The following is a 12,960-nucleotide window of genomic DNA, read 5'->3' on the forward strand; positions in this document are numbered from 1 at the left end:
AGTTCCGCGAGGATCGAGCTGGCGGTGTCGCCGTCGGTGAGACGGCGCACCGCCAGCGTGTAGCGTTTGTTGCGCACGCGGGCGTAGAGCGTGGCGTATCCGTGAAACGTGGTCGTTCCAGCTTTGGCGAGTGACTCGTAGAGTTCCTCCTCGGAGTCGTACTCCTTGCCGTAGTACGGCCGGAGGTGGAGGTCGGCGACGACCTCCACCGGCCGATCTGGAAGGAGTTCGAGGATATCCTGTTGGATGAGTGTCTTGCCGACTCGTTCGAGCTCTCCGAGTTCGAACTTCGTCCGGAGGTGGTAGAGAATCGTATTGCCGTGCGGCGATTCTTCTGAGATCTCGCAGAGATGACTGACTGAGTCCTCGTCGGCAGTTGCGCCGACGAGGACGTCCCAGATGTCCTCGGAGTCGATATCGGCGTTTTCGCAGAGGCCGATATCGATCTCCTCGTCGAGAGTGTTGACGAGAAAGTTAAGCACCTGGTCCTCTGTGAGTTCACTGGCTGCTTGGTTGGCCTCCATCAATCCACCAAGCAGTCCCTTCACCTAACCAGCTTTGTGAGGTACTGAAACTTGATCAGGACGATGCTACCCGGATATGCGAGCGAGTTGTTGACCACGGTGTGGATACGAGGGTGGTTGCCGAGCAGTTCGAGATCAGTCGGCGGCGGGTCCAGCAGCTCGCCAAAACCTACCGCGAGACCGGAGAAATCCCACAGCTGGAGACGCCGGGACGCAGACCCTACGCGGAGTATCCTGACGACCTCGAAGACCGGATACTCGACCTACGCCAGCGCCGAGGCGCTGGCGCAGTCGTCATCGCCCACGTACTTCGTATCAGAGACGGTCTCTCGATCGCCAACAACCGCGTCCACGAGATTCTCCAGGAGCACGACCACGTGACCGAACATCCGAACAAGCAGGGCCGTAGGCGGCCGTGGGTTCGGTTCGAGCGCGAGAATGCGGCGGTGACGGTCCACATGGACTGGTACCACAACGACCGCGGACAACAGGTACTGGCGGTCGAAGACGACGCCTCACGGCGCGTCTTCGACATGATCGAGACCGATTCCAGTTCGGCGAGTCAAGCCGTCGAACTCCTCGACAGTATTGACGGGGAGTTCGACAGCCCTGTCCCGATCTTGGAAGTCATCACCGACCACGGATCGGAGTTCGTCAATCCTCGTCAGGACGATCGGCCATGTCTCGATCACGAGTTCGAACGCTTTCTTCATGACAATGACATCGACCACACGCTCTGCAAAGTCGGGCGGCCACAGTCGAACGGGAAGATCGAGCGGTTCTTCCAGACCTACGAGAAACACCGCCAGCGGTTCGGAACTCTCGAGGAGTTCCTCACCTTCTACAACGAGGAGCGACCGCACATGAGCCTCGACTGGAACAGGCTGGAGACGCCAGCCGAGGCATTCGAGCGGTTGGTGCCATCGCCAGCGAAGGGCGGTGGCGACCTTCTCGCAACCGAGGTGACCGTCGATGGATGACCGACGAAATCTTTACCGGACAGCACACTAATGAGTTGAGTGTCAGTACGAGAAAGCGAGGTACTCCGTTGATCCTTGTCGCAATCGGTGAGTTTCATCATTGTGTTCCAAAGATTTTGGATGCCTTCTTGGGATATGGGTTACCGCGAATGATTGGACAACAGATACTCTATTTCTGTCAAAAAGGCACGCTGAGAAGTCAAACATGCCCAGCAGTGATAGGAGCTAGTGCAACCTTTCTACGTTCAATATCGGCTAACACACCTTCTCCAGCGAACATCGCCAATCCGAACAAGAAACCAACTATCATCGAAAATCTGTCATCCGAGGCAACACATTTACTCATCTGGCCCTGATCAATCTGCTGCTGTGGCGTTTCGACTATTTAAAACCGGCGTGAGCCGGTAGTGACGGCCTGATGTCTGTGATTTCCACGTCATCAGATAGGCCGTCATCGGGTGAAACGAATGCCAACAACATCAATTCTGTCGAAACTGTCGCCGATGAGTTGTACTCGCTGCTCGCCGAAGGCGACAGCGAGTCCATCGCCGAGGAGTTCGATATCGGCATCCACAACGAGACACACGACTTCGATAACCACCTCAAAGTCGCTATTCGGGAAGGACTTGATCCGTCTAGCTCTCTCAGTGAACTCGCCGATAAGACCGCTGTTGATGACTCTCTTGAGAAAATGCCCGAGTCACGGTTCTCCGAACTCACGAACGACCGCGACTACCGCGCGGTCGTTCGCATGCTGTTCGCGTTGCTCCACACGCCACAGCTGTATCATCAGCGTGCTGTCCAACGAAAACGCCTGGAGTGGCTTACGCGAGAGGTAATTGCTGTCGACGCGACGAATCTCGAACTCACTCGCTCAGTTGTCGTCTCCGACGAATTTGTCGGAGACGACGAGCAGGTCTATGAAATCGACCCGGACGACGGTGGACTCGAACTTCACTGTGCCGCACGCGTAGACGGTGAACACAAGCATCCGCTCGGAGCCACCGTAACAGAGGGCGAAACCCACGAAAGTCCGCAGTTCGATTACCTCAGCGATGATATCGAGGTCTTCGCAGACCTCGACTCGGTTATCTGGGTCTTTGACCGTGGATACACACTCTATCACCGATTCTGTGAGATCAAGCACGAAGACGATGACTTTGTCACGCTACTCCAGTCAAACGCCCGTCTCGACGTTCTGGAGCGCGTCCAGAACGTCGAGGTCACTACCGAGGATGGAACGAGACGGATTCGTGACGAGCGAATCGAACTGGCCGAGACCGGTGAACAGTTCCGTCGTATCATTTTGGAAACGCCGGACGGAGAAGAGATTCAGTACCTGACGACGCTGGCGTCGTCAGTGTACGATCCCATCGACGTGATCAGTATCTACACGCTCCGGACAATGATCGAGATCCTGTTTCGCGAATTCAAGCAGTATCTGAATATCGAGAACTTCCATTCGAAATCGCTGAACGGCGTGTTGTTTGAATTGTTCTGTGCGTTGATTGGATACGTGCTTGTAGAGTGGCTGCGCCAACGCCACCCGGTCAAGGGTGGCGTGGCGCGTGCAATCCAGAAAGTCCGGACGCACTGGAATGAGACGCTGACTTCGTTCGGCTAATCCTATCACACGGCATCAGCGACAGCCGTCGTCAGTCAGCGACGGCTGTCGCCAGAGTCGTGGTTTTCTTCGCTTTCTGGGTCTGAGACGACGTATTTCTTGGTTCTGGGTCTATTTGCTCGCATCAGGTTGAGCTTGCGCAGTCTACGCACCCCTTTCCAGTGCCCCTCGCAGTGGTCCCGCTCCCCCTAGCTTTATGAATTCAGAACGCAACAGATCTGCTGGAGTGTGAAGAACAATTCAGCTCTCACTAAGACTTGGACCGGACCCAGATCCGATCTGGGACCTTGCGACGCAGCTGGGAATTGAGAATGGCGTTTTCGATCTCCCGAGTCCGGCGGGAGATGCGAAGCCATGGGCGTACGAACCGCTTCGAAAGATGACTGAACGAGCCCGAGCAGCCGGCCTATCTGTACAGGTCATTGAGGAGCGCCCTCCTATGGATGACATCCGGCTGGCCCGTGATGGTCGGGATGAGCAGATTGAGCAAGTGTGTGACCTCCTGAAAAACATGGGGCGACTCGACATTCCCGTCTGGTGTTGGAGCTGGCGGACACACTTTTCCGTACTCCGCACAGGCCATGTTGAACTGCGCGGCGGCTCGAGAGGGACCGCGTACGTCCATTCACATCTCGATGGTCATCTCGAGGGAGACCCGACAGCCGCGAGGGCTCCACAAGTCTCCAAGGCTGAGCTCTGGGAGAACATCATGTATTTCCTCGATAAGGTGGTCCCAGTTGCTGAGGAGGCGGGAGTCAAACTTGCGATTCATCCTGACGATCCACCAATCGATAATGATATCGAAGGGACAAATCGGATTATGACGAGCCCAGAGGCTTACGATCGCCTGCTTAATCTGCATCCGAGTGATCATAATGGAATCTGTCTTGCCCAGGGGAACTTCTCCGCGATGGGCGCCAACATCCCCGATACGATTCAGCACTTCGGCGATGACATCCATTTCGTCCACTTTAGGGATGTCAGAGGAGTGGCCGAGAATTTCTACGAATCTTGGCATGACAACGGTCAGACTGATATGCTCGCTGCGATACGAGCATACGAGAAAATCGGTTTCGAGGGACCGATCAGACCTGACCACTACCCGAAAGTCACGGCTGGTGGAGGCGACGATGAACTAAAAGGTCGTCTGCACGCTATCGGCTATATTCAGGGACTCATAGAACAAATCACCGAGTAAGGGCTCATCGGATTTTATTCCGTGTAATTCCGTCTGTGTGAAAAATGCATCTGTACGTGCGAGAAGACTCCCGTGTTGCAATCGGTACGTTTAGGTGGATTGCAATCAACGTTATGAATATGGAAACTGGATCAGTTTCCGAACAGGAAACACGAGAACCGGAAGAAGGCGTCCACGTTACTCAACTCGTCGCTGGCGAGAACATGAACGCCCAGCACTTCCGCTTCGACCCAGGCGCAACAGCGATGGAGCATAGTCACCCAAGCGAACAAGTTGTCTACCTCCAACAGGGAACGTTCACAGTCATCATGGAAGGCAAAGAATACGAGTTCGAGGCCGGCGAGTCATATGTTATCCCGGGTGGTATTTCACATGCTGCTGAGAACAGAACTGATGAACCTCTTGCCGGTATTGACATTTTCAGCCCCACTCGAAACAAGACTCCTTGGGACTGATCGACTCAGCTAGAAGTGACTGGCACAACGCCGAAGGTTTCGTTTCTTGGACCGCGAAAAGTTGCTTTGTAGATGTTCCATTGAATACGGTGCTCCCAGTTCAAAAGTTTTTAATTATCCTCCAAACTTATCCCTGAGGATTAGTAGCAATGACTTGCGGTTTGGTACATCGCAAAACACACTCTAGGACAGATCATTACCATGAGAACAGAGCACTACAACGTCGGTTACACCACCGATCTCGTCACTCCGGCGGCGAATCCCACTCTTCGCCGTTATCTTGTGAATTATATCCGATGGTTTCACGCGCATGTTCGATTTCGTACCAACGGCGGTCGTTGTCACTGACGCCGTTGAAAATGTCGAATTCGGTCGATTCGTCCTGTAGACAACAATCAACCTGATGGGCGAAATCTCGTCGGGATTGCCACATGCATTTCATTCGAGCTACCTGCTCCTTGTACTCGGGACTACCGCGCTCGATCTCGTCCTCGTCAACCATCCGCTCGGCGTCGCCATAAGGGTGGTCGTACTCCGGCATACGGACACTGCATATCCGGATCGCATAGAACTGTTTTGGGTACTCATGTTTCTCAACGTAGTAGCGACCGAGATCTTCTCCGAAAGACTTCGTCGCTCCGTAGTACGAGTCCGGACGCTTCGGATCCGTGTGGTCAATCATAATATCTGAGTCAGGATAGTAGATATCTGGAGCGTTCTCAACCTCGTACATCCCCATCACGTGGTTTGTCGACCCAAAAATGAACGACTCAACCTCAGCCTCACGAGCGGCCTCCAATGCATTGTAGACTCCGTCAATGTTGGGAGCCCGCACATCATCCCAGGTCCCGAAGTCAAAGGGATAGGCCGCAAGGTGGATAACCGCATCCTGGTCGTTGAACGCCGGTCGGCTTGCTTCGTAGTCTTTAATGTTCGCAACGTGTGTGTCGTATCCGCCATAGGGATGGTCGTCCGGCCTATCTGACCTATTCAAATACGTGAATTCGTACTCGTCGCGGTCATGCAGGTGATCAATAATAGCCGTGCCACAGCGGCCGTACACCCCAGTTGCAAGCACATTCATAGGCATTACTGATCATCCTACCGTTGATAATATATATTTAACGACTCCTGTCGCCACTCATCCGGTCAGTTGACGAGACTGTGGACACCTGGTTCAAGATATCCCTGTGACCACTCGTTAAACATTCAAATTTTGTTTCGGTTGTATCAAACAGAGATTGGATCATTTATAACCCCAGCACCAAGACCTAGCGAGGGAATAACCAAAGGTCCGAATTACGGCACGATACCACGACAGACGGCCCTACCAAGTAGAGTGTTGGTGAGGACGAGCGCAACTATGCTCGAATAGTGAGAAGTCGTCTCGGATTACTGTGGCGTCGCTGCGCCGCAGCGACGCAGCACATCATGTTCTTAGAAGGTTGGTGCGGTAGTGAATGTAATGACAATCACTCACACCGCACCAACCGGATCGTTCGGGACCACGCCTCATGAACCTTCACTCGTCGAGGACCCGACGCTGGTCTGTGAGTGCGGGTCAGAGCGTGCGAACAAGCACGGAACCTACGATAGGCACCCGCACGGGCACGCGCCCGTGCGAGTGCAACGGTATCGGTGTCGCATCTGTGGAGGGACGTTCTCGCCGAGTCTGTCCTACATCGAGGACGAACACCAGTATCCCGACGAGGTTAGACGGCTGGTACGCGTCGTGAACGCGTTCACCGACGCGTCCCTTGAACGACTTCAGGACATCTGTACCGGTCATTTCGGTGTTCGACCATCTGACGAGCAAATTCGCAACTGGATCACCGAAGATACAGGGGAGATCGTCCGCAACGATCTCCCCACGTATTCGGGCATCTACACGTATGACGAGCAGTATCTCCGCATCGATGGGAAGCGCGCATACCGGTTGTTGCTTTACGATGACCTCATGGGAGCACCCGTCGCCGAGCAAGTCGTCGACGGGTGCGAGAAGGCCACTGTTCGCGAATTTCTCAACACTACTCTCGAAAACAAGCCCGTATTCGTTGTGACCACGGATGGACGCTCGGATTATGCCGAGATCGTGGAAGACGATCTCGGCGCGTTCCACCACCGGTGTCACTACCACTTCCTGAAAAACGGCGAGAAGAAGCTCCGGAACGAGGTGTTCCGGAGCGTTCGCTACTCGAACGCGGAGAAGCTTCACGCCACGATCGTCTGGAGTGAGTTCAAGAGCGTGTTCGCGGCTCCGTCGTATCCAGCGGCTTTCCGGCGGTTTGAGGCGGTGCTCGATAAAATCGAGCACCTGCCGCCAGCGGTCCGGACTTATGTCGAGGAGGTGATGGAGAACTTCGACAAATTCGCCATCCATCTTCGGGATGAGTGGGTCCCGAGCACATCGAACAACGCCGAGCGCTACTTCAGCCACACGAAATCGACGCAGGTAAAGCGTCGATTTCGGACGGATGAGGGCGTCCAGTCGTTCCTCAAGACCCAGATGACCGTGCGGACGGTCAAACACGGCTACATCTCGCGAGAGGAATCGCTCGCGCGGATGCGCGAGCTCTTCCCGGAGATCGAGATGGAGGCAGTGATTCCGCTTTTCACCGAGACAAAGAAGCGGTATCTGTGGAGCCGCGATCTTGAGGCAGGCTAATCGATAGGAAGAGGTGCGCGAGCCGCTCCATGCGGAGCGGCTGCGCTATCGTGACGTGAATTCACCTTCACGGAAGTAATAGAAATAAATACAAACCTCTTTGTTTATCTATTATATTGAACAAAAGTATCGTTCCCGACCGCGACACGTATCAGCTAACTAGCTGTAACGGCCTTGTCTTCCCTCTCAACAACACCAGACTTGGTAGGGTCCGACAGACACAATCCTTATATAATCGCGTGCAGAAAGCTCACAGGATGAGCTATAACGGTATTAAGAGGCAGCTCCAAGGTGTAATATTCACCACAGCTACCCCTTTTAGCGAAGACGGGAAAGAGGTAGATCAAGCCAAGATGACCGAGAACCTCCAGATGATTGAGGAATCTGGTGGGAAAATATTCATTCCCTGCGGGAATACAGGCGAATATTACTCACTATCAAACAAAGAACGAGTAGAAGTCGTAGCTACACACGTCAAAGCGACCAGCGATGATTCAACTATTATCGCAGGTGCTGGCGGGAGCATGAAGACAGTGAAGTATCTCATTTCTCAGTATGAGGATCTAAATGTGGATGCAGTAATGATCATGTATCCTCGCCATACCTATATCCATGAGCAGGGCCTAATCGACTATTTCCAAGAAATCGCTGACAATACTGACCTCGGCCTTGTCATATACAAGCGCGGGGGGACAATTTCTAGAAACGTTATCTCAGAACTCTCAAAAATAAAGAATATCATCGGCCTGAAATATGCGGTAAACGACATCAATGACTTCTCACAGACAGTCTCGGACGCACCGGGCGACTTAGTCTGGCTGAATGGTATCGCCGAGCGATATGCACTCTCCTTCGCTATTGAAGGTGCGGAGGGGAATACAACCGGGATCGGAAACTTCGTTCCTGAAGCAGTTATTTCACTTCAGGAAGCGCTTGAAGCCGGGAACTGGGAGCAGGCACGGTATATTCGAGACATCCTCAGGCCATTCGAGGACCTACGTGAGGAGACTGGTCCGAATAACTCTCTTCCTAATGCGAACAATGTCCCCGCAGTGAAGTACGGAATGGAATTGGCGGGTCTCTACGGTGGTCCAGTTAGGAAACCACTGGTCGAACTGTGTGAAAAAGATAAGCGACGGATTGAAGAGTGCTACCAGCGGACTCAGAATGCAACGCTATAGGGAAAGGCTCTGCCAAGAAATTTGAGGTTTACTAAGAGAAAGTAGACGATAACGTCGTGTCGGCGGCCGTTGATCTTTTACCGTGTCGCTAACGATCTGTCTTGTACGATTCATCGTTTGGCGCTGTCTCAGCGTGTCATAGAAAGATTCGCATGGTATTTGGCCACCGTCCGAGAAGTCTGCTACCGCTGGTTCTCAATGGCGATAATACCGCCCCGGTGTCAGGCACTGGTTCTCGTCCTGCTGTTGGCCTGTGTGACGAACTCTATGACACGCTCACTGTCTAGTTAAAGCACGAGCAGTTCCTGGGTCTGGTGTTCACGCACATCCAGAAACTGCTCGCAGAGACGTTGAACACGGCATCTCTTGAATGTAGGGGTGAGGAGAGCACCCCGACACCCGTCAGGGTGCTCGAGGTGCGACTCCACGCTGCGGGAGACGGCGGCTGTGCTCGAGCTGTTCGGCATCAAGCGCTCGCATCAGGCGGTCTTCCAGTGGGTCCACCGCTTCGCCGACCAGCGGAACTGCTCAACCAAAGCGGTCACACCGCAATGGGTGCTACCCATTTCGACCGCTAGCAGGCATCGGCCCACAATCCCATGCGGGCAGGTCGAACGATCCAGGCGGCGTTTCTGGGCGACATGGTCGACAGAGCTCGACCTCCACTGCAGTACGAAATGTCTCAGAGGAATTCGACTCGGCTTCAAAAGTCGCCCTGCGGAACGCGGGCAACTTCTCAATCTTGCAGCGAACAGGGCTACAACAGCATGAGCTTCTGCGAACCTCTCAGAGTGGTCGGAGTCCGACTATCCATCAAACACTGCGTGTTCTCTCCAACGCCCACACGCATAGCGCGCATTGATGATGAGTGCTATCACCAGTACTTGATGACTGGGAACGTGAAATCTCTTCGTTGTGACACTGGTTCCAATATTGTCGAAAAGCTGGTTTAGACGTACACTATCCGGACACTGTGGTGCAGTGTCTTGCGTTGGCTGCTAAAGCAATTAGGACTGGAATCCTGGTAGTTGATAACGCTACTATAGAGATTAGCAGCCAAACCCATAATTTCTCTCGTCGGTCGGTTTTAGCTGATGTCGGTTTCGACAAACGAATCACCAGACATCACTGCTAATCCCTATAGTACCTCGCCAGGTTTCGACCGACTAGTTCAGGAAGGTCGAGGAAGCCGGTTTTTCTCAGCAGTCGACGCTTGCGATTACACTAATAAGCTCGCAAGCGTCGACTGCCGAGTCACAATCGAGCGACTGGCTCTTTCTCAGCTAGTCGGTCGAGATCTGGCGACGCACTAGCTATCTGATTCAGCTACTGGTAGTCTCATTAAAAGAAGATGTTTGACGATTAGTTGGTGGAGCGCGCTCGCACGATGAATCTCATCCAACTAGAGCGGAAGTTCGCCATCATCCTTCCTTTTTGGCTCTTGACCGTTTTCCAGGTACCACCACTGGCGCCCCAAGTACTGCTTGTCGGAAGTTTACGGGGACACGATGATCCAGGGGTATCTGCGGTACTACCGTTGTAGTCGTTCCCACACAAGTAACGTTGTTCGCTTGGGCCAGCGTTCGATTTTGGCAACTTAATTGCATCTCCGTCATTATTCTTCAGAGTGTTATAATATACGGAATTTAGCTTCCCAGCATCGGGAGCATCCGGGTCAGGTGTTGACCATCCCACTCGAACAGCGGCTCCATCCCCATCTTGGAGATCATTGTACCGGGCAATAGTCTCTTGACCTTGTATATTGATTTCACCTCCTTCAGGATAGACTGAGTTTCTGTCGGTACAATATTCAATTAGAATGTTGCGAGTTCCTTCTTTAGTATTCACGAGTTCCGAGTGCTCATGTCCATCACTGTTGTCGATCTGTCGAACACAGATATTGCGTGTTTCGTCGATATTCCCATTATGTGGGGGTTCATCGATCTGGGAAGGCGACGTTCCCAAGTAAACGACCTCACCGTTCGATCCCGATTGGTTTCCGGGTCCGTAGTGCTCACGACCGGTCGCCCCGATTACGTTGAAATCTCCAACCATTGATTGCTTAGTCATTGAAAGTCGGATACATTCGCCAGTAGTGTTACCAGCACCATGAGGCGAAATAATCAAATCCTCAAGGTACTCTGAGCTATCCGGCTCAGCGTAGACCATTTTATCCCGATATGAGCTCAGTTGATTCGGGTTGTCTGCATCGTGGAGCCCATTCAGCGTCAACCCGGTCAGGTGAATGTGGCTATGTTTTATTTCGAAGCTTCGTGCGTCGCCACCACCCATGAAAACTGCATCAGAGGGGCCAGTAAGTGTAATCGGTGAGCCATTATTACCGCTCCGGACAGTTTCCAGATTTTCTCGATACTCACCAGGCTCAATGTGAATCGTGTCACCTGGCTGTGCTTGATTGATAGCTTTTTGAATCGATTCTTCGGGACTAACGGTATGGTCACGTCCCGCAGCTGAAACCGTTTCGCTCGTTACGATTCCGCTTACTGCGGCAACTCCCCCAACGATGCTAGTCGCGCCGACCCTACGAAGGACGGATCTTCTACTATGTTCTTGCATGGGCTGCAATATGAGTCGTAATCGGGGAGGGATATAAATGTTATTGCTAGACTCATTAATTCATAATTCCTCAGTATTTCTATATGTGGCTATGGAACGGATTCACAGATAGGTTGGCGATAGTAGAAGGAGTACGATTGAGTAGAGGCAAGGGATGAACAATCACATGGACGCCGTGGTCTGTTCTCGATCACTACAGCCTGTATCCTTTGTCCCGGATACGTCATTATCGCCATTTGAAGACACGCAGACAACGCTCCTTTGGCATGGCCACACTCAACCAAACAGCGATAGCAGAAATTAATCTATCTAAGAGAATCTAGAATTGAGTTGAATTACGTTGGCCGCGCGGGTGACGGTTTCCGGAAGATCATCTTGAAACCGCTCTCTGTTCATGCGGCGAGAAGGTCCTGAAACACTTATAGCACCGAAAACGCGATCTTCATGCATTATGGGAGCAGCAATACAGCGAAGACCTAGCACGTTTTCTTCATCATCGAGTGCGTATCCACGTTCTCGGATTACCTCAAGATTTTCGCGAAGGAGATCGCGATCAGTAGTGGTGTTTTTTGTTTTACTCATGAGGCCGTGCCTCTCAATTATCTCATTGACTTCCTCATCTGGTTTATGCGCAAGGATTGACTTTCCGAGTGATGTCGAATGCATCTCCTTACGTGATCCTATATTAGATGCAGTCTTGACTCCTCGATCGCCTTCAGACTTATACAGATAGACTACTTGGCCATGTTCTTCAACCGCAAATTGAGCTACTTCGCCCGTCTCTTTTGCTAAATCATCTACCGATCGGACAATCTCGTCATAATTCTCGATATGTTCCGTTAAATATTCCGATATTTCGAGGAAGCGTAGACTGAGACGATACGTTCCATTTTCCCTAACCACGTATTCATTAGATTCAAGCGTAGCAAGTTGTCGATGTACAGTACTCTTTGAGTGACCGACTCTATTTGCAATCTCTGTCACACCAGCAGTATGTGTATTTTGAAGTTCGTCAAGAATCTCACACGCAAGGTGCACCGCTTTTATCTCCTTTGTCATGATCGGTCAATGACGATGCACGTACTTAATTCTGTTCCACTCTGTGGAACGTCTACGTGATGGCGCAATCTCAAACTATTATAAATTTGCCATCTGATGTGGTGGTGTATGACTGAGTAGGGAGTAGACAGGGTGATTCAGGTGGGAACAATGCCGCTATGATAACGTTGATGAAAACATTATGTATAATATCTTTGTGATTATCGTATTCGAAGCTATAGAGCCTGTCCAAGAAACAACGACAGGATGGGTTTGGTTCTATGGATCCGGATTCAGATGACACAAATCTTATCTAGCTGAAACCCCTGTACTGCGTAAGGATTACCCGTGACGTCTAACTTTGTTCGATACGATCAAGATCAGCAACACCTCCTCCCGAAGAACGTCGCGGATTGGGTCGAAGACGACAGCCTCGAAGCCTACGTCTCCGACGTCATCGATCATCTCGATGACGAAGGCCGCCTCGACCCGTTCTATCCAGATCAACAGGCGGACGGCCGTGGCCGGCCGCCCTTCCATCCCGTCATGATGCTCAAAATCCTCGTCTTTGGCTACTGTATCGGCGTCCGAAGCTCCCGCAAACTCGACCGCCACCTCGAATGTAACGTCGCTTTCCGCTATCTCGCCGCGAATCAACACCCTGACTTCCGCACGATCAGCCTCTTTCGCAAAAACCATCGCGAGGAGTTCGAGCATC

General features: G+C 52.3%; 11 protein-coding genes and 2 pseudogenes. 8 read left to right on the forward strand and 5 right to left on the reverse strand.

Going from position 1 to position 12,960, the window contains the following annotated elements; all coding sequences use genetic code 11:
* A pseudogene (locus PHA81_RS14865) lies at window positions 1-524 on the reverse strand (ISH3 family transposase); the annotation flags it as partial.
* A 101-nt stretch (window positions 525-625) separates the two neighbouring features.
* Between PHA81_RS14865 and PHA81_RS14870 the strand changes: the two are divergent.
* From PHA81_RS14870 to PHA81_RS14890, 5 genes are all read left to right on the forward strand, one after another.
* On the forward strand, window positions 626-1,504 hold the full coding sequence (locus tag PHA81_RS14870; RefSeq protein ID WP_273837352.1) for an integrase core domain-containing protein: 879 nt from the start codon (window positions 626-628) through the stop codon (window positions 1,502-1,504).
* On the forward strand, window positions 1,501-1,860 hold the full coding sequence (locus tag PHA81_RS14875) for a hypothetical protein (protein ID WP_273837353.1): 360 nt from the start codon (window positions 1,501-1,503) through the stop codon (window positions 1,858-1,860). The genes PHA81_RS14870 and PHA81_RS14875 overlap by 4 nt, the downstream gene beginning before the upstream one ends.
* Window positions 1,861-1,922: 62 nt before the next feature.
* Window positions 1,923-3,128 carry an IS4 family transposase gene (locus PHA81_RS14880; RefSeq protein ID WP_273837354.1) on the forward strand — a complete coding sequence of 402 codons (1,206 nt, stop codon included), beginning with the start codon at window positions 1,923-1,925 and terminating at the stop codon, window positions 3,126-3,128.
* A gap of 277 nt (window positions 3,129-3,405) precedes the next feature.
* On the forward strand, window positions 3,406-4,326 hold the full coding sequence (locus PHA81_RS14885) for a mannonate dehydratase (protein WP_273837452.1): 921 nt from the start codon (window positions 3,406-3,408) through the stop codon (window positions 4,324-4,326).
* Window positions 4,327-4,370: 44 nt separating this feature from the next.
* A complete protein-coding gene (locus PHA81_RS14890) occupies window positions 4,371-4,781 on the forward strand; it encodes a cupin domain-containing protein (protein ID WP_273837355.1) in 411 nt (136 codons plus the stop codon).
* A 244-nt stretch (window positions 4,782-5,025) separates the two neighbouring features.
* Here PHA81_RS14890 and PHA81_RS14895 read toward each other — a convergent pair whose 3' ends face one another.
* Window positions 5,026-5,865: an NAD(P)-dependent oxidoreductase gene (locus tag PHA81_RS14895; protein WP_273837356.1), complete on the reverse strand. Its 840-nt coding sequence runs from the start codon at window positions 5,863-5,865 to the stop codon at window positions 5,026-5,028.
* A 381-nt stretch (window positions 5,866-6,246) separates the two neighbouring features.
* Here PHA81_RS14895 and PHA81_RS14900 point away from each other — a divergent pair, with 381 nt between their 5' ends.
* From PHA81_RS14900 to PHA81_RS14910, 3 genes and pseudogenes are all read left to right on the forward strand, one after another.
* Window positions 6,247-7,446, forward strand: coding sequence for a transposase (locus tag PHA81_RS14900; protein ID WP_273837358.1), 1,200 nt, complete (start codon window positions 6,247-6,249; stop codon window positions 7,444-7,446).
* Window positions 7,447-7,703: 257 nt separating this feature from the next.
* Window positions 7,704-8,627: a dihydrodipicolinate synthase family protein gene (locus PHA81_RS14905; protein WP_273837360.1), complete on the forward strand. Its 924-nt coding sequence runs from the start codon at window positions 7,704-7,706 to the stop codon at window positions 8,625-8,627.
* A 326-nt stretch (window positions 8,628-8,953) separates the two neighbouring features.
* Window positions 8,954-9,143 (forward strand): annotated as a pseudogene (locus PHA81_RS14910) (IS6 family transposase); the annotation flags it as partial.
* Window positions 9,144-9,989: 846 nt separating this feature from the next.
* Here PHA81_RS14910 and PHA81_RS14915 read toward each other — a convergent pair.
* From PHA81_RS14915 to PHA81_RS14925, 3 genes are all read right to left on the reverse strand, one after another.
* Entirely contained in the window at window positions 9,990-11,204 is a 1,215-nt protein-coding gene (locus tag PHA81_RS14915; RefSeq protein WP_273837361.1) for a hypothetical protein, read from the reverse strand.
* Window positions 11,205-11,513: 309 nt separating this feature from the next.
* Window positions 11,514-12,263 (reverse strand): IclR family transcriptional regulator, encoded by a 750-nt coding sequence (locus tag PHA81_RS14920; RefSeq protein ID WP_273837362.1) that lies wholly within the window; start codon window positions 12,261-12,263, stop codon window positions 11,514-11,516.
* Between the two features lie 321 nt (window positions 12,264-12,584).
* Window positions 12,585-12,959, reverse strand: coding sequence for a hypothetical protein (locus PHA81_RS14925; RefSeq protein WP_273837363.1), 375 nt, complete (start codon window positions 12,957-12,959; stop codon window positions 12,585-12,587).
* Window position 12,960: the final 1 nt, after the last annotated feature.

The sequence above is a fragment of the Halococcus sp. PRR34 genome (genome assembly GCF_028617175.1).
Classification (GTDB): domain Archaea; phylum Halobacteriota; class Halobacteria; order Halobacteriales; family Halococcaceae; genus Halococcus; species Halococcus salifodinae.